General features: G+C 66.6%; 17 protein-coding genes and 3 tRNA genes. 16 read left to right on the top strand and 4 right to left on the bottom strand.

What is annotated here, in order from left to right; genetic code table 11:
- Positions 1-74 precede the first annotated feature (74 nt).
- Genes FVP33_RS10340 through FVP33_RS10325 form a run of 4 tightly spaced genes read left to right on the top strand, consistent with a single transcriptional unit; the run spans position 75 to position 4,694 of the window.
- Positions 75-1,592, top strand: a complete 1,518-nt coding sequence (locus FVP33_RS10340; protein ID WP_147783574.1) for a sugar ABC transporter ATP-binding protein — start codon at positions 75-77, stop codon at positions 1,590-1,592.
- A gap of 11 nt (positions 1,593-1,603) precedes the next feature.
- Entirely contained in the window at positions 1,604-2,623 is a 1,020-nt protein-coding gene (locus FVP33_RS10335; protein WP_222706682.1) for an ABC transporter permease, read from the top strand.
- On the top strand, positions 2,624-3,712 hold the full coding sequence (locus FVP33_RS10330) for a zinc-dependent alcohol dehydrogenase family protein (protein WP_147783573.1): 1,089 nt from the start codon (positions 2,624-2,626) through the stop codon (positions 3,710-3,712).
- Positions 3,702-4,694, top strand: a complete 993-nt coding sequence (locus tag FVP33_RS10325) for a hypothetical protein (protein ID WP_147783572.1) — start codon at positions 3,702-3,704, stop codon at positions 4,692-4,694. Before FVP33_RS10330 ends, FVP33_RS10325 begins: the two co-directional genes overlap by 11 nt.
- A 247-nt stretch (positions 4,695-4,941) precedes the next feature.
- Here FVP33_RS10325 and FVP33_RS10320 read toward each other — a convergent pair.
- From FVP33_RS10320 to FVP33_RS10310, 3 genes are all read right to left on the bottom strand, one after another.
- Positions 4,942-5,014, bottom strand: a tRNA-Phe gene (locus tag FVP33_RS10320).
- Between the two features lie 59 nt (positions 5,015-5,073).
- Positions 5,074-5,147: transfer RNA gene (locus tag FVP33_RS10315), tRNA-Asp, on the bottom strand.
- Positions 5,148-5,160: 13 nt separating this feature from the next.
- Positions 5,161-5,233 (bottom strand) — tRNA-Glu (locus tag FVP33_RS10310).
- A gap of 289 nt (positions 5,234-5,522) precedes the next feature.
- Here FVP33_RS10310 and FVP33_RS10305 point away from each other — a divergent pair.
- Positions 5,523-6,770 carry a M23 family metallopeptidase gene (locus FVP33_RS10305; RefSeq protein ID WP_147783571.1) on the top strand — a complete coding sequence of 416 codons (1,248 nt, stop codon included), beginning with the start codon at positions 5,523-5,525 and terminating at the stop codon, positions 6,768-6,770.
- A gap of 72 nt (positions 6,771-6,842) precedes the next feature.
- On the opposite strand, the gene FVP33_RS10300 is transcribed toward FVP33_RS10305, so the two are convergent.
- Positions 6,843-7,334 carry an inorganic diphosphatase gene (locus tag FVP33_RS10300; RefSeq protein ID WP_147783570.1) on the bottom strand — a complete coding sequence of 164 codons (492 nt, stop codon included), beginning with the start codon at positions 7,332-7,334 and terminating at the stop codon, positions 6,843-6,845.
- Positions 7,335-7,381: 47 nt separating this feature from the next.
- Between FVP33_RS10300 and tilS the strand changes: the two genes are divergently transcribed.
- The 11 genes from tilS (at position 7,382) to FVP33_RS10245 (ending at position 16,944) form a co-directional block, all read left to right on the top strand.
- Positions 7,382-8,530 carry a tRNA lysidine(34) synthetase TilS gene (gene tilS, locus FVP33_RS10295; RefSeq protein WP_147783569.1) on the top strand — a complete coding sequence of 383 codons (1,149 nt, stop codon included), beginning with the start codon at positions 7,382-7,384 and terminating at the stop codon, positions 8,528-8,530.
- Between the two features lie 12 nt (positions 8,531-8,542).
- A complete protein-coding gene (gene hpt, locus FVP33_RS10290; RefSeq protein ID WP_147783568.1) occupies positions 8,543-9,100 on the top strand; it encodes a hypoxanthine phosphoribosyltransferase in 558 nt (185 codons plus the stop codon).
- Positions 9,101-9,294: 194 nt separating this feature from the next.
- Positions 9,295-11,289, top strand: coding sequence for an ATP-dependent zinc metalloprotease FtsH (ftsH, locus tag FVP33_RS10285; RefSeq protein WP_147783567.1), 1,995 nt, complete (start codon positions 9,295-9,297; stop codon positions 11,287-11,289).
- A 28-nt stretch (positions 11,290-11,317) separates the two neighbouring features.
- The gene (gene folE, locus FVP33_RS10280) at positions 11,318-11,917 is read left to right on the top strand and encodes a GTP cyclohydrolase I FolE (RefSeq protein ID WP_246142286.1); all 600 of its coding nucleotides are present in this window, start codon (positions 11,318-11,320) and stop codon (positions 11,915-11,917) included.
- The gene (gene folP, locus FVP33_RS10275; protein WP_246142285.1) at positions 11,910-12,752 is read left to right on the top strand and encodes a dihydropteroate synthase; all 843 of its coding nucleotides are present in this window, start codon (positions 11,910-11,912) and stop codon (positions 12,750-12,752) included. The genes folE and folP overlap by 8 nt, the downstream gene beginning before the upstream one ends.
- The gene (gene folB / locus FVP33_RS10270) at positions 12,749-13,123 is read left to right on the top strand and encodes a dihydroneopterin aldolase (RefSeq protein ID WP_147783566.1); all 375 of its coding nucleotides are present in this window, start codon (positions 12,749-12,751) and stop codon (positions 13,121-13,123) included. Before folP ends, folB begins: the two co-directional genes overlap by 4 nt.
- The gene (folK, locus tag FVP33_RS10265; RefSeq protein ID WP_147783565.1) at positions 13,120-13,683 is read left to right on the top strand and encodes a 2-amino-4-hydroxy-6-hydroxymethyldihydropteridine diphosphokinase; all 564 of its coding nucleotides are present in this window, start codon (positions 13,120-13,122) and stop codon (positions 13,681-13,683) included. Before folB ends, folK begins: the two co-directional genes overlap by 4 nt.
- Positions 13,680-14,165, top strand: a complete 486-nt coding sequence (locus FVP33_RS10260; protein ID WP_147783564.1) for a DUF3180 domain-containing protein — start codon at positions 13,680-13,682, stop codon at positions 14,163-14,165. Before folK ends, FVP33_RS10260 begins: the two co-directional genes overlap by 4 nt.
- Positions 14,166-14,186: 21 nt before the next feature.
- On the top strand, positions 14,187-14,669 hold the full coding sequence (locus tag FVP33_RS10255; RefSeq protein WP_147783563.1) for a PH domain-containing protein: 483 nt from the start codon (positions 14,187-14,189) through the stop codon (positions 14,667-14,669).
- Complete coding sequence (locus FVP33_RS10250; protein WP_147783562.1) at positions 14,666-16,219, top strand: PH domain-containing protein; 1,554 nt, start codon at positions 14,666-14,668, stop codon at positions 16,217-16,219. The genes FVP33_RS10255 and FVP33_RS10250 overlap by 4 nt, the downstream gene beginning before the upstream one ends.
- Positions 16,216-16,944, top strand: a complete 729-nt coding sequence (locus FVP33_RS10245; protein WP_147783561.1) for a Rossmann-like and DUF2520 domain-containing protein — start codon at positions 16,216-16,218, stop codon at positions 16,942-16,944. The genes FVP33_RS10250 and FVP33_RS10245 overlap by 4 nt, the downstream gene beginning before the upstream one ends.
- The last annotated feature ends 39 nt before the right edge of the window (positions 16,945-16,983 follow it).

The following is a 16,983-nucleotide window of genomic DNA, read 5'->3' as shown; positions in this document are numbered from 1 at the left end:
CTAACCCGAGCCGGGCGGCGAACAAATATGCCGCCCGGCCCCGTCTCTTCACCCCACCCCGAAAGGTCCCGCACGTGGTCACGACAACAGACTCCGCTGGTCGCGAGATCATCGCCCAAGCGGTCTCAGTCACCCGCAAATATCCTGGGGTGACCGCATTGGACTCAGTGGATTTCGAGATCCACGCGGGCGAGGTACGCGCCCTTCTCGGACAGAACGGAGCAGGCAAGTCCACCCTCATCCGACTGCTCTCGGGCGTAGACGTCCCGAGCAGCGGAACAATCCGCATCGGCGGCCGCGATCTGGGGACCGAGGGCGTGCGCGGTGCCACCGAACGTGGGGTGGCGACCTGCTACCAGGAACTCAGCCTCGTCGCCGAACTTACCGTGGCTGAGAACTTCTTCCTCGGGCGTTGGCCGAAAGGGCGCTTCGGAATCGACTCATCCGCAATGATCAACAAGGCGCGCCAAACGCTCGCTCGTCTTGGCTCCGACATCGACCCGACGGTTGAAGCCGGAAATCTCACTCTCGCGCAACAACAAATCGTCGAAATAGCCCGAGCGCTCCAGGATGAACCGAAGCTGCTGATCCTGGACGAACCGACCAGTGCCCTCGCCCACGCCGAGGTCGCCCTCGTGCTCGAGACCGTCCGCAGGGTCGCCGCCACCGGAGTTGCTGTCATCTATGTCAGCCATCGAATGGATGAGATCCGTCAAATCGCCGAGTCCGCGACGATCATGCGCAACGGAAGAGTCATCGACACCGTCAAGGTCGGGGAAAGCGATACCGCCGCGATCATCCGCCTAATGCTCGGCACCGACCCGAACGCTCAGAAAGTGGTAAATCCAACGCGTGAATTCGGCGACGTGATGCTGGAAGTCAAGAACCTCACTGTGCTCCCGAAAGTGACTGATGTCAGCTTTGCCGCGAGAGCCGGAGAAATCGTCGGGATCGCTGGGCTACTCGGCTCCGGTCGAAGCGAGCTCCTGCGTGCCATCGCCGGGTTTGATCGCCTCGATTCCGGCACTGTGCTTGTCGCTGGCATCGCACAAAGCCATCCGACGGCAAAGCTGATGCGCAAAGCAGGAATCGGCCTCACCCCCGAGGACCGCAAGCGAGAAGGGGTGCTCCTGAACCTCGGAATCGACGAGAACATCGTCATGTCCGACTTCGCAGCAGTCTCCCGCGGCGGCATTTTGTCCTCGAGTCGAATCCGCAAGTCGGCCCAGGACCTCGCAAAACGCTTCCAAATCAAAGCTCACGACCTGAGCGAACCCATCGAAACCCTCAGCGGCGGGAATCAGCAAAAGGCCGTGATCGCGCGCTGGATTCACGCCGGTGCGCGAGTGCTCCTTCTCGACGAACCGACTCGGGGCGTCGACGTTGAGGCGAAGGGGCAGATCTACGCGATCATGCGCGCGGTGGCCGACCAAGGCAAAACCGTGGTCTTCGTCTCCAGCGAAGTCGAAGAGCTACCGCTGGCCTGCGACCGCGTCCTCGTACTGCGAGACGGAGCCATCCAACAAGAATTCACGGCCCCCGACATCAACCTGTCCGAACTCCTTGAGGCCTCCATGGCCTCGCACGTCTGAGGTGGAACACAATGACTGAAATAGCAACCACGGACCAGCGTCCCAGCGCCGCCCGTCGCGCAATGACGAGACTCTCCAGCAACACCACACTCGTGAACGTGGTCGGACTTCTGGGCGCGATCATCCTGCTGTATGTGTACTTGAGTTCCAGCGCCACCGGATTCCTCAACCTCTCCAACCAACTCGGGCTCCTGCGCCAAGCCGCATTGGTTGGCGTCGCGGCAACCGGAATGACGCTCGTCATCATTGCTGGGGAAATCGACGTTAGCGTCGGCCCAGCCGTCGCCCTCTCCTCCGTGATCGTGGCCGAATCCGTTCACAATTGGGGTCTGCCAACGATTGTGGCCATCATCGTCACCATCATCTTCGCTGTGACCTGGGGCGCAGTCGCCGGCGCCCTTCGCGCACGATTCCGAGTCCCGTCGTTCATCGCAACCCTCGGACTCTGGAGCATCCTTCGCGGGATAGGTCAGTTCTGGACAAATGCGATTCCTGTCCCGCTACCCGACAGCGACCCGATCATGAATGTCCTCGCCGGGAGTATTTTCGGAGTGCCGACGCCGGCATGGGGGATGATTATCATCTTCTTGGTGATCGCCTTCGTCGCCCGAAGGACCTCTTATGGCCGCTCCGTCTTCGCGATCGGGGGCAATGCCGCCGCGGCAAGACTCGCCGGCATCAATGTGGCCCGGGTCCGCATCATCCTTTTCGCGACGATGGGCCTACTCGCAGCAATCAGCGGAATCTTCCTGGCCGCCCGCCTCGGCTCCGGCAACGCCGGTGCCGCGGACGGTCTGGAATTCGACGTCATCGCCGCAGTGGTCATTGGGGGCACGGCAATGTCAGGAGGGCGAGGCAGCCTCATTGGCACATTCCTCGGGGTTATCTTCATCACCCTCATCGGAAACGGTTTGGTGCTCCTCGGCGTCAACTCCTTCCTTCAGAACGTCATCCGCGGCGCCATCATCGTTGCAGCCGTGCTTCTCAACGTCACGCTGTCGCGCCGTCGCTCGTCACAATCGGAGGACTGAATGTCTCTACCCACATCCATGCAGGGGGTCTTCCTGCCAGGAAACTCAACGGCAGACGTTCGCCAGTATCCGGTGGGGACCCCCGGTGCTGGGGAGTTGCTGATCAAAATGGGGGCCTCAGGAATCTGCGGCAGCGACATCGGCTACATCTATCGCGGCTACAAGACCCACAAGGGCCTCAACGGCGAACCCGCATACAAGGGCGTCATCGCCGGCCACGAACCATCCGGTCGCGTGGTCAGCGCTGGACCGGGGGTCACTCGCTTCGGCGTCGGGGATGACGTAATCGTTTATCACATCCACGGGTGCGGAGTTTGCCGCAATTGCCGAGCGGGCTACTTCATCAGCTGCTCGGACCAAGCGCATCGGAAAGCCTATGGGTGGCAGCGAGACGGAGGCCATTCGGACTACGTCATCGTCTCTGAATCCACCTGCATACCGCTCTATTCTCCGCTGACCTACGCGGATGGAGCCTTAATTGCGTGCGGCTTCGGCACAGCCTACGAGGGGCTCCGACGGGCAAACGTGCACGGGGGCGAAGATCTCCTTGTCGTCGGTCTCGGACCCGTTGGTCTGGCGGCGGCGATGATCGGCCGCATGCTCGGAGCCCGCCGCGTGATTGGCGTCGAGCGCAGTGCCGAGCGAATCGACTTCGTGAAGGCCCTAGCACTTGTCGATGACATCGTCTTGGCTGACGAGAACGCGGTCGAGCGCATTCTTGAACTCACCGAGGGGAAGGGCTGCGAGGTCAGCGTAGACGCGTCCGGAAGCGCGCCGGGCCGCGCAACGGCAGTGGCGGCTACCGCCGAATGGGGACGTATGTCGTTACTGGGCGAAGGAGGGAACTTCGAAACAGAAGTCTCCGATGCCCTGCTGCATAAACAGCTCACGATCAACGCCTCCTGGGTCACGTCGCTTCAGGGCATGGAAGACCTCGCCAAGATGCTCGCAACTCAAGGCCTTCATCCTGAGATCGTCGTTAGCCATCGCCTCACCCTCAGCGAGGCCGATGAAGCCTACCGGCTCGCCGCTGAGGGAGCGACGGGCAAAGTGATCCTCGTGCCGAGCAGCGCACCCGATGCCGCTTAGCGTCATCGACAGCGGCGACGATGGGCTGAAACTCATCCGTGCGGACAACGGATCGATTGCGCTGACATTCCTTCCGGCAGCTGGCGGTCGACTCATGTCCGTTGTCGCAAACGAGCACGAATATCTCTGGCAAAACCCCGCCTACTTCGATCGCAGCATGAAGGTGGTTCGGGCCCGCTCAACCTGGGCAACCGATGACGGGACATTTGCTTCCTGGGCAAACCTCGGGGGGTCAAAGACGTGGCCAGCGCCTCAGGGCTGGCACGGGGCCGGCGAATGGCCTGGCCCACCCGATCCGATTCTCGACGGAGGCCACTGGCACGGCGAGGCTTCTCGCGACAGATCCGGGGCAATCTCCATTCGGATGACGAGTCCCGACGACGCAAGATCCGGACTGCGCATTGAGCGGGCATTCATGATCCCCGCCACCGGGCACACATTCCACCAGACCACTCGCTTCACCAACGTGTCCGAGAGGGAGATCTGCTGGTCGATCTGGGAAGTGTGCCAAGTGGACACCTCAGACGGCCAAGGCAAGCCCACCGAAGTAGCCGCGATCGAGATCGACGTCGAAGACGCAGCACCTCTGATTGACCTGGGAACGTACCGAGGAAGTCTGACGGGGGGCGCTCCCCGTGACGGCCGATTCACCTTGCCGATTCAGGATGTCGTAGCCAAGTTCGGGTTCGCTTCAGCATCCGGGCGAGTTGCATATCGAGGTCCGTCGGGAACGCTGGCGATCACATTCGAACCAGTGCCAGGAGCTGACTACCCCGATGGCGGCTCTCGCGCGGAGATCTGGATGCAAAGCCCGCAAGTTGAGCCCATTCACGAGTTGAGCGGCCTCCACCCCGACGCCCACCTCGCCGAACTGGAAGTGCTCTCGCCACGTTTCACAATTGCCTCAGGGGAGTCCGCCGAGTACAAACTCGACTGGACTGTGAAACCGCCTACGCTAACCTCTCGCCCTTCACTCAATTGAGGCGCATCGAAGCGCGGTCGAATTGAGTGGGGCCGGGGCACAACAGGATGGCTTCAGCGACTATTTTCAGCGACTGGATCAGCGCCGAATTCCGCGCGGACATTAGCGTGCCGCTGGCCAACTGTGGGTCGTGACACAGCAAGGGATGCCGAGTCGTGTCGAAGGTGGTGAATCGTGAGGCGCGGGAATATCAAGAGCGCGACTCAAAAAAAGTCCCACCCCCCGTAGAAGCCGGGAAATGGGACAGTGGCTCCGACCGGCGTCGATCCGGTGACCTTTCGATTTTCAGTCGAACGCTCTACCAACTGAGCTACAGAGCCTTGTCGTATTTAGTTATACAAGAAGGCACGGCCGTCTGGCGAGAGATGACCGTGCCTTGCGACCCTGACCGGACTTGAACCGGCGACCTCCGCCGTGACAGGGCGGCGCGCTAACCAACTGCGCTACAGGGCCTAGCTATGTTTCGTGACCCCAACGGGATTCGAACCCGTGTTAACGCCGTGAAAGGGCGCCGTCCTAGGCCACTAAACGATGGGGCCGTGAAGTAAAACTTCCTTCATAGCTACCGAGGAACAAGCATAGGGGTGTCTGACCCGATTGCCAAACGGGCTCCGGATGTCGCACCGGTTCGACCCGCAGACCGTCGGCAAAATCGGGCAATGTGTGCCACTCCGCACGAAAGGCGAGGGGTTGGCTGCGACTGCGCTTAGATTCAACTCGTCGTTGAGACTTCCGGCTCTGGCCACTGGCCAGTGCGCTTGATACTGTGACAGCAGTTGCGGTGTCGATTACGTGGCCGGGGGACGGCGTCACGAAAGTCGGGGAGACATGAAGAGCATCAGTCGAGTAGCCGATCGAGTCGCGCTCGTGCCGCGGTCGCGCGCCAGACGGTCGCTCGCCGTCGTTGCGGTTCTCTCCGTACTGGTCTCGGGCACGATTCTCGGATCCACCGGCTCCGCCGCGTGGGCGCAGGACTACCCGAGCTGGACCGACGTGCAGAACGCCCGCAACAACGTGACGGCGAAGAAGGCAGAGATCGCACGGCTGCAGGCGCTGCTCGCGGCCCTGGAGGCGGCCGTGACGACCACGCAGGCCGTGGCGGAGCAGAAGGGCGCCGAGGCGCAGGTCGCCCAACAGAACTACGACGAGGCGGCCCAGAAGGCCGCCCAGCTGCAGAGTCAGGCCGACGCGGCTCAGGCGAAGGCCACGAAGTCGAAGCAGCAGGCCGGGCAGCTCGCGGCCAAGCTCGCCCGATCCGGCGGCACCGACCTCAGCGCGACCCTGTTCTTCAGCGGCAGCAAGGCCAACGACCTGCTCTCCCAACTCGGTCTCGCCAGCATGGTGAAGGACCAGTCGGCTGGTCTCTACGAGAAGGCGATCCAGGACCAGAATTCGGCCCAGGCGCTCACCGACCAGGCGAACGTGGCCAAGGCGGCCCTCAAGCTGCTCGCGGATGCCGCGCAGAAGGCCCTCGACGAGGCGGCGGCGGCGGCGGAGGCCGCGGCCACGGCCTTCACCGAGCAGCAGGACAACAAGGCCAGGCTGGATGCCCAGCTCGCGACCCTCGTGGAGAACGTCGACCACACCGAGGCCGAATACGTCGCCGGAATCAAGGCGATGTGGGGCGCGAGCGCGGGCCTGGGCGCCGGCCAGATCAGCCTGAGCGGCTGGGCGCGGCCGGCCGGCGGCCACATCACGAGCTCCTACGGCAACCGACTCGATCCGTACACCCACAACTACGCGCTGCACTCCGGCACCGACCTCGGTGCATCCTGCGGTTCGCCGATCTTCGCCGCCCACACCGGAACCGTGTCGTATGCCGGACCGTACGGTGGATACGGCAACTACATCCGGATCGACAACGGAGACGGCACGGGAACCGGCTACGGCCACATCGTCAACGGGGGAATCCTCGTGCGCGTCGGTCAGGGGGTGGGCGTCGGGCAGAACATCGCGAAGGTCGGCAGCACCGGCTGGTCCACCGGCTGCCACCTGCACTTCGAGGTCTACCGGGGCGGCACGACCACCGACCCGGTGCCGTTCATGCGCGGGCAGGGCATCGAACTCGCCAACTAGCCCTCCAGTCTTAACGAACGACGGCCGGTCCACCCGCGAGGGGGACCGGCCGTCGTCGTTGCGCTCTGGTGGCTAGTGGCCTTCGGCCGCGAGCTTCGTGATGCCGGCCTGAACGATGGCCTCCGCCTCGGCGGCGTTGCCCCACCCCTCGGTCTTGACCCACTTGCCGGGCTCGAGGTCCTTGTAGTGCTCGAAGAAGTGCTCGATCTCCTTGCGGGTGTACTCCGGGATGTCGTCGACATCCTGGATCCACGACCAGCGCGGGTCCTTCGACTGCACGGCGATGATCTTCGCGTCCGAGCCGCCGTCGTCCGTCATGTTGAAGACTCCGACCGGTCGAACGGAGAGGCCGACTCCGGGGAACAGCGGGTAGTCGAGCAGCACGAGCACGTCGACCGGGTCGCCGTCGAGTCCCAGGGTGTTCTCGAAGAAACCGTAGTCGGTGGGATAGACGAAGCCCGTGAACAGCACCCGGTCGAGGAAGACACGACCGGTCTTGTGGTCGACTTCGTACTTGTTCCTGCTGCCCTTGGGAATCTCGATGATCGCGTCGTAGCTGGCCATGGCAGTGCACTCCTTGGTTCGGGGGTTTGCTGCAATAACGTTATCGGATGGAGACTCGGCCCAGACTGACGCCCGCGGTCGCCGATGTGCGACGCGCGGTGCGGGCGGTCCTCCCGCCCGCAGCCCCCGCCGACGACGCGACCCCGCCCTCCGCCCTCGGGGCCCCGCCTTCCGAAAACGCAGGAGATCCGGGACGAAACGCCGCCGTTGTGGGCCGGGCACCGGCATCCGGCCGCGAATCTCCTGCGTTTTCGGTCGGGGCGCTCGTGCTGGTCGCACTCAGCGGCGGGGCCGACTCGCTCGCGCTCGCCGCCGCCACGGCCTTCGAGGCGGGCCGGGCGGGCATCCGCGCCGGGGCGGTGATCGTGGACCACGGGCTCCAGCCGGGCTCGGCGGATGTCGCGGCGCGCGCCGCCCGGCAGGCCCGCGATCTGGGGCTGGAGCCGGTCATCGTGACGACCGTCGACGTGGGAACGGCCGGCGGACCCGAGGCCGCGGCCCGCGACGCCCGGTATGCCGCGCTCGCCGAGGCCGCCCGCGAGACCGGTGCGACGTCGGTGCTGCTCGGCCACACGCTCGACGACCAGGCCGAATCTGTGCTGCTCGGCCTGGCCCGCGGGAGCGGCCTCGGGAGTCTCAAGGGCATGGCGGTCGTGTCCGGGATCTACCGGCGTCCCCTGCTCGCCATCACCCGCGCGACCACCGGGCGGTTCTGCGCCGACTCCGGGCTGCAGCCGTGGAACGACCCGCAGAACGACGACGAACGATTCTCGCGGGTGCGCGTGCGCAAGATCGTGATCCCGATGCTCGAGCGCGAACTCGGTCCGGGTTTCGCCGAGGCCCTGGCCCGCACGGCGGACCTGGCGCGGGAGGACACGGATGCCCTCGACCAGTTCGCCGCCGACCAGCTCGAGGAGCTGGCCGAACATGCCGAGGCGGGAATCTCGCTCCCGGCTCGAGCCCTCGAGCACGATCCTCCAGCGCTGAGACAGCGGATCATCCGCGGGACCGTGCTTGCCGAGTTCGGCGTGAGCCTCAGCCGCGCGCAGACCCTGCAGGTAGCGCAGCTCGTGACCGACTGGCACGGACAGGCCGCCATCGACCTTCCCGGTGTCAGCGTCGAGCGCGTGGGCGGGCTCCTGCATTTCCGCTCCACCCGCGGCGAACCCGGCGCAGGGGAGCGGGCGGGCCGATGAAAGAATGGGGCAATGGAACACAGCGACATCGCCGATGACCTCGAGAGCGTACTCATCACCGAGCAGGAGATCCGCGACAAGATCGCCGAACTCGCCCGCCGCATCGAGGCGGATTACGCGGGCGAGCGGCTGCTCCTGGTGGGGGTGCTGCGTGGCGCGGTCATGGTGATGGCCGATCTCGCCCGCGAGTTGTCGCTCCCCATCGAAATGGACTGGATGGCCGTGTCGTCGTACGGATCGGGAACCCAGTCCTCCGGCGTGGTGCGGATACTCAAGGACCTCGACACCGACCTGCACGGTCGCAAGGTGCTGATCGTGGAGGACATCATCGACTCGGGCCTCACCCTCTCCTGGCTGCGGGCCAACCTCGGCACCCGCGGCGCGGATTCGGTGGAGATCTGCGCGCTGCTGCGCAAGCCGGCCGCCGCCAAGCTCGCCGTCGACGTGCGCTACGTCGGCTTCGAGATCCCCAACGCGTTCGTGGTCGGCTACGGCCTCGACTACGCGGAAAAGTATCGCAACTACCGCGACATCGGAATCCTCGCCCCGCACGTGTACTCGTCGCAGTGAATGTGGGCCCACGCGACGCGGCATCGTGGGTGGGCCCACGCGACGCAGTCCGCACGATCCGTGCACTTGGATCGGGCGGCGGCATCGTGGGGATTACGCCCACGGCAAACACGCAGCGGTCATCCAGCGGTGCTCCGGTAGCCTAGGCCTCACATTCTTCGTCAGAAAGGTGACGGGCCCGAGCCCGGAACACTATGGACTACAAGCGCTTTCTTCGCGGCCCGCTGATCTACATCCTGCTGGCCGTCATCGTCGTTTCCGTGGGATTCAGCCTCCTCAGCGGTTCGGGGTTCAAGGAGATCACGACCAAGCAGGGTCTCGAGCTGCTCAAGTCCGACAAGGTCGCCTCCGCGAAGATCGTCGATGCCGAGCAGCGGGTGGACCTCGTGCTCACCGACCCGGGCACCGACGGCAAGCAGGTGCAGTTCTACTACGCCGCTCCGCGCGGCGCGGAGATCGTCAACGCGATCACCGCCGCGAACCCCAAGACGTTCGACGACCAGGTCGACAAGGGTAACTTCCTCACCTCCCTGCTCGGCCTCGTGATCCCGTTCGTGATCATCGGCCTCATTTTCTGGTTCCTGCTCTCCAGCATGCAGGGCGGCGGATCCAAGGTCATGCAGTTCGGCAAGTCCAAGGCGAAGCTCGTCTCCAAGGAGAGCCCCAAGGTCACGTTCGCGGATGTCGCGGGGGCCGACGAGGCGATCGAGGAGCTCGAGGAGATCAAGGACTTCCTCCGGGAGCCGGCCAAGTTCCAGGCCGTCGGCGCCCGCATCCCGAAGGGCGTGCTGCTGTACGGCCCTCCCGGAACCGGCAAGACGCTGCTCGCCCGTGCCGTCGCCGGCGAGGCGAACGTGCCGTTCTACTCGATCTCCGGATCGGACTTTGTGGAGATGTTCGTGGGCGTCGGCGCGAGCCGCGTGCGCGACCTCTTCGCCCAGGCCAAGGAGAACTCGCCGGCCATCATCTTCGTCGATGAGATCGACGCCGTCGGCCGTCACCGCGGCTCCGGCATGGGCGGCGGGCACGACGAGCGCGAGCAGACCCTGAACCAGCTCCTGGTGGAGATGGACGGCTTCGATGTGAAGACCAACGTCATCCTCATCGCCGCGACCAACCGCCCGGACATCCTCGACCCCGCCCTGTTGCGTCCGGGCCGCTTCGACCGCCAGATCGGCGTGGACGCGCCGGACCTGCTCGGTCGCAAGCAGATCCTCGAGGTGCACGGCAAGGGCAAGCCGCTGGCCGCCGGGGTAGACCTCGAGGTCGTCGCCCGCAAGACACCGGGGTTCACCGGCGCCGACCTGGCCAACGTGCTCAACGAGGCGGCTCTGCTCACCGCCCGCTCGAACGCGCAGCTGATCGACAACCGCGCCCTCGACGAGGCCATCGACCGCGTGATGGCCGGACCGCAGCGCCGCACCCGGGTCATGCGCGATCACGAGAAGCTCATCACGGCCTACCACGAGGGCGGCCACGCGCTCGTCGCGACGGCGATGCGCAACACCGACCCCGTGACCAAGGTCACGATCCTGCCCCGCGGTCGCGCCCTCGGCTACACGATGGTGCTCCCGCTCGAGGACCGCTACTCGGTGAGCCGAAATGAACTGCTCGACCAGCTCGCCTACGCCATGGGCGGCCGGGTGGCCGAAGAGGTCGTCTTCCACGACCCGACGACCGGGGCATCCAACGACATCGAGAAGGCCACGTCCACCGCCCGCAAGATGGTCACCGAGTTCGGCATGAGCGCCAGCATCGGGTCGGTCAAGCTCGGTTCAGGATCGGGCGAGATGTTCCTCGGCCGCGACATGGGCAGCCAGCGCGACTACTCCGAGCGTCTCTCCGAGCAGGTGGACGCCGAGGTGCGTGCCCTGATCGAGAAGGCCCACGACGAGGCCTGGGAGGTGCTGAACGAGAACCGGGACATCCTGGACAAGCTCGCGACCGCGCTCCTGGAGAAGGAGACGCTCGACCACAACGAGCTGGCCGAGATCTTCAAGGACGTGAAGAAGATGCCGGAGCGCCCGCAGTGGCTCTCCAGCGACAAGCGCCCAGTCTCGAACCAGCCGCCGGTGCTCGTGCCCCAGAAGGCCGCGATCGACCCCGGTGTCGTGGACGGTGACGTCACGTCCGAGACGCCCAAGAAGGCACGCTTGCCGCGCAAACGTCCCGGCATCGCCACAGCCTGAGCAGGGTCTGACCGCCCGAAGGGGACCAGTGACCACATCCACACCCGGGCCGATTGATACGGCCCGGATCGAAGCGGCCGTGCTGGAGATCCTCGCCGCCATCGGCGAGGATCCCGGCCGGCCCGGTCTGCGCTCAACCCCCCAGCGCGTCGCGCAGTCCTACCTGGAGTTCTTCGGCGGACTCCGTGTCGACCCGCAGGTGCACCTCGCAGACAGCGACGAGTTCTCCGCGGTGAGCGGCGATCAGGGCGAACTCGTGCTGCTGCGCGACATCGAGTTCCGCTCCATCTGCGAGCACCACCTGCTGCCGTTCTCGGGGGTCGCCCACGTGGCTTATCTGCCCCGCACGAGGATCATCGGGCTCGGCCGCATTCCGCGCGTCGTCGAGACTCTCGCCGCTCGACCGCAGTTGCAGGAGCGGCTGACCGAGGAGATCGCTGACGCCCTGCAGGCCGGACTCGACCCCCGGGGCGTGTTGGTGGTGCTGACCGCGAACCACGGCTGCGTCTCCGACCGGGGTGTTCGCCAGGCAAAGAGCTCCACCGTGACCATGGCAACCCGTGGCATGCTCAAGGAACCGCTCGAACGTGCGGAGATCATGGCCATGATTGGAGCGCAGCGTGAGTAGCGAGCTCGTCTCGTTGAGACCGTATCGGCCGATCGGTCTCTCCCGGCCACGAATCATGGGCATCGTGAACGTGACGCCCGACTCGTTCAGCGACGGGGGTCGGTACGAGCAGGTCGACACGGCGGTGGAACACGCCATGGGTCTCGCCCTGGCCGGAGCCCAGCTGATCGACGTGGGCGGGGAATCCACCCGCCCCGGCGCGGAGCGCCTCCCCGTTGACGAGGAGCAGCGACGCGTGTTGCCGGTGATCCGGGAGCTCGTGGACCGGGGCATCCCAGTGAGCGTCGACACGATGAACGCCTCGACCGCCGCCGCCGCCGCGGAACTCGGTGTCGTGATGATCAACGACGTCTCCGGGGGACTCGCCGACGAGGGGATGCCCCGCGTCGCCGCCGAGACCGGACTGCACTTCGTGGCCATGCACTGGCGGGGCCAGAGCTCCACAATGCAGGACAACGCGGTCTACACGAACGTGCTGCGTGACGTGCGCAACGAACTGAAGCTGCGGGTGGCCGAACTCATCGTCAACGGGGTGCGCCCCGACCGCATCATCCTCGACCCGGGCATCGGCTTCGCGAAGACGGGCGAACAGAACTGGCAGCTGCTGGCCAACATTCCGGCGCTCAACACGATCGGCTACCCCGTCTTGATCGGAGCGTCGCGCAAGAGGTTCCTGGCGAAGCTGTTGGAGAACGACGCCCCGCCCAGCGAGCGCGACACGGCGACGGCGACCGTGAGCGCGCTCGCGGCCCAGGCCGGGGTGTGGGGTGTGCGCGTGCACAACGTGGCCGCGACCAAGGCCGCCCTCGACGTCTGGGAGGAGATGCAGCCGTGAACCATGCAGACACCATCGCGTTGACCGGGTTGCGGGTCTTCGCCCACCACGGGGTTCTCGACCACGAGCGGGAGAACGGCCAGGAGTTCGTGATCGACGTGCGTCTCTCGCTCGACCTCGCGGCCGCGGCCGAGACCGACGACGTGGCTCGGACCGTGCATTACGGCGTCCTCGCCGAACAGATCGCGGCCGCCGTGTCGAGCAATCCGGTGAATCTCATCGAGACCGTCGCGGAGCGCGTCGCGGATGTCGTGCTCGCGCACGAGCTGGTACTGCTGGTGAGCGTGACGGTGCACAAGCCCCAGGCGCCCATCAGCATCCCGTTCGACGACGTCTCGGTGACCGTGACGAGGGGGCGCGGGGGAGCGTGACGCGCCAACGCATCGTGCTGCCGGCCGTCATCGCGCTCGGATCCAACCTCGGCGACCGTGAGGCGAACCTGCGTGACGCGGTCCGCGAGATCGGATCACTCGACGGGGTGATCGTGACGGCGGTCTCCGGAATCGTGGAATCGCACGCGGTCAAGCCGGACGGTGTGGACGAGTCGTCGCCGAACTACCTCAACGCCGTGGTGCTCGTGCAGAGCGCGCTGCATCCCGACGACCTGCTCGACGCCCTCAACCGGATCGAGGCGGAGCACGGCCGAGTGCGCGAGGAGCACTGGGGCGATCGCACCCTCGACCTCGACATCGTGGCCTTTGACGGCCTTCGCCGGGACGACGAGCGGCTGACGCTGCCGCATCCCCGAGCCTGGCAGCGACCGTTCGTGCTCGTGCCCTGGCTGCAGGCGGACCCCGACGCCGAGCTGCCCGGGCGTGGCAGAGTGGATGCATTGGCGGCGGCGGTGTCGCCGGAGGTGTGGGCATTCGATGCGGCCTCGCTGAACGAGCAGACGACGAACAGTGTGAACCGGGAACGGCGGGGGAAATGAAACGCACCAGCATCGGAACGCTCGTGCTGCTCGCCGTGATCGGCGCGCTCGGCGGAGGGTTCGCGGAGACCGGGCTGGCCGCGGCAGGTCGGCCGATCATCATTCCCCCCTTCACTCTCTCGGTGGCTCTTGCGCTGATCGGCGGGATCGTCGTGTGGCTCGCCGTGCCGATTCGGCGCCTCACCAAGGGCAAGGCGAAGGCCCCGATCGACCCCTTCTACGCGACCCGCGTGCTGATGCTCGCCAAGGCCTGCGCGCTGAGCGGGGCGCTGCTGACCGGACTCGGCGCCGGCATCGCGCTGTACCTCCTCACCCGGTCCGTGGTGCCGGGGGTAGGCTCTGTTGGGCCGGCGATCGCCACCCTTGTCGGCGCCGGGCTGCTGCTGGCGGCGGGGCTCATTGCGGAGCACATGTGCACGATTCCGCCCAGCGACAATGACGACGACGAGTCTGGCAAGAAGACCGTCAGGGTTCGGCCGTAGGGCCCCAGCGGAGGAGCGCACGTGAACCGAATCGAACTGCCGCAGACCGGTGAGTGGCGCCGGGTCTCACCGAAGCTCGTCGCGGTGGAACTCGTGGCCGGTGCGGTGTTCCTGCTCGCCGTCTCCGCCGTCGGCGTCGGCCTGTGGTACCTCGGCGTCGGCTGGCTCGCGATCGGACTCTGGGCCGTCGCGCTCGTCGCCCTCATCAACCTCGCCTTCACCCCGCGGCGCGTGCGGGCCATCGGCTACCAGCTTCGCGACGACGACCTGCTGTTCCGGCGCGGGATCATGTGGCAGCGCTTCGTGGCCGTGCCATACGGGCGGATGCAGCTGGTCGACATCAATCGAGGCCCGATCGCACGCGGCCTGGGGCTCAGCGAGCTCAAGTTCGTCACGGCGGCCGCGGCGGCCGGGGTGACCATTCCCGGACTCCCCGAGGCCGAGGCGGACGAGCTTCGGGACCATCTCGTGTTGCTCGCGGAAAGCCGCCGGGCCGGGCTGTGAGCGACACCGATCACGCGGGCGCCGTGCGGGAGGATGTGCCGGAGATTGTCGCCCGCCTCACCGACGGGCAGTGGCATCGGCTGCACCCGGCCTCCCCGCTGCTGCGGGGCGGCATCGCGCTGATCGCCATCCTCGGCGTGGTCGTCTCCAACCTGCGTGAGCGGCTCGTCGGGCTCTTCCTGCCGCGGTTCGACGAGGAGGGCGACCCGGTCGACTACATCCTCAGTCACGGCATCATCGTCCAGGCGTTGCTCGTGATCGTCGGGGTCCTGCTCGTGCTGATCGCGGTGTTCTACGTGTCCTGGCGCATGCACAGCTTCCGCATCACCAACGAGGTCGTCGAGGTGCGGTCCGGCATCCTGTTCCGCACCAACCGCAAGGCGCGGCTCGACCGCATCCAGGGCATCAACATCGTTCGCCCGTTCTTCGCCCGCCTCTTCGGCGCGGCGAAGATGGAGATCAGCCAGGCCGGCCACGACGCGAACGTCCACCTGGCCTACCTGGGGTCGGCGGCGGCGGACGACTTGCGCCGGGAGATCCTGCGCCTCGCCTCCGGCACGCGCAACGCGGCGCTGCCGGTGACGGGCGTCGCCACGCCGGACAATCTGATCGACCGGAGGCTGGGCGAGTTCCTCGCCCCAGAACTCGACCCGGACGCCGCCCCGCCGGAGTCGGTCGTGAATCTGCACCTCGGGCGGCTGATCGGCTCCATCCTGCTGAGCGAGGCGACGCTCCTCGCCCTCGCCATCGTTGTCGGAGGCGGCATCTGGATCACCAGCACCGGCCAGTATTACGCCCTCTTGTTCGCGCTGCCGAGCCTCATCGGCTTCGGCGGGTACTACGTGCGCCGGTTCACCCGGTCGCTGCGCTACTCGATCGCGGGAACGCCAGACGGAGTGCGGATCGGCTTCGGCCTCCTTTCCACGAGCAACGAAACCCTGCCGCCCGGCCGCATCCATTCGGTGGAGGTGAGCCAGTCCGTGCTCTGGCGGGCGGCCGGGTGGTGGCAGATCCGGGTGAACCGGGCGAGCCACTCGTCCAGTCGTGGGGCCGCCAACCAGGCCAACACGACGATCCTGCCCGTGGGCAATCTGGACGACGCCCGGCGAGTGCTCGAACTGATGCTTCCCGACCTCGTCGGCGAGGAGGCGGTCGCCGTGATCGAGAAGGGGCTCGTCTCCCGGGGCAACGACGCCTTCACCACCTCGCCGCGGCGCGCCGCGTGGCTGCTGCCACTCTCCTGGCGGCGCAACGGTTTCCTGGTCGTGTCCGGTTCTCTCGTGCTGCGCAAGGGAGCGATCTGGCGTCGGATCATCATCGTCCCGCAGCCCCGGCTGCAGAGCGTCGCGCTGAGTCAGGGCCCGGTGTTGCGTGCCCTCGGCCTCGCCGACGTGCACCTGCACACCGTCTCCGGACCCATCCGGGCCACCCTCGAGGCGATAGACAAGGATGCCGCCGTCGGATTCTTCGGGGAGGTCGCCCAGCTTGCCGTGCTGGCCGGCCAGAACGACACCTCGCATCGCTGGCGCTCGGGCGAGGCGGAGGCATGAGCGACCCGTTCGCCGGACGCGGGTCGGACGCGAACCCGCGGCATCGCACGGGCCGCCTGGGCGTGGGGATCGTCGGCGCCGGGCGCGTCGGGCCCGTGCTCGGCGCGGCCCTCGCCGGGGCCGGGCACGCGATCGTGGGCATCTCCGCGATCTCGGAGGCGAGCCGCGAGCGCGCGGAGGTGATGCTCCCGGGAGCCCCGATCCTCGAGGTGCCCGACCTCATCGAGCGCAGCGAACTGGTGATCCTCGCCGTGCCGGCCAGCGAACTCCTGGCGCTCGTCACCGGCCTCGCCTCGACCGGGGCGTGGCAGCCGGGCCAGCTGGTGGTGCACACCGCGGCCGAATTCGGCACGGAGGTGCTCGCGGCGGCCACCGCGGCCGGGGCGATACCGCTCGCCATCCATCCCGCAATGTCGTTCACGGGCACGAGCATCGACCTGACCCAGTTGTTCGGCAGCTACTTCGCCGTGACCGCGCCCGCTCCGGTGCAGCCGATCGGCCAGGCCCTCGTGGTGGAGATGGGCGGCGAACCGATCGTCGTGGCCGAGAAGGACCGGCCGGCCTATGCGGAGGCGATCGCCACGGCGACGAGCTTCTCGAGCGCGATCGTCGACCAGGCGACGGCGCTGCTGGCCGGAATCGGAGTCGAGGAGCCGGGCGAGATGCTGGCGCCCCTCGTGCGCTCGTCGGTGGAGATCGCGCTTCGCCGGGCGCAGCGCCCCTAGTCACTCGCGAGGCCCCCTCGTCGGGAGCACTAGCATCGA

Origin of the sequence: Lacisediminihabitans profunda (genome assembly GCF_008040105.1) — a bacterium.
Taxonomy (GTDB): Bacteria; Actinomycetota; Actinomycetes; order Actinomycetales; family Microbacteriaceae; genus Lacisediminihabitans; species Lacisediminihabitans profunda.
The sequence above is the reverse complement of the archived record's forward strand: the minus strand, read 5'-3'. Positions and strand labels throughout refer to the sequence as shown.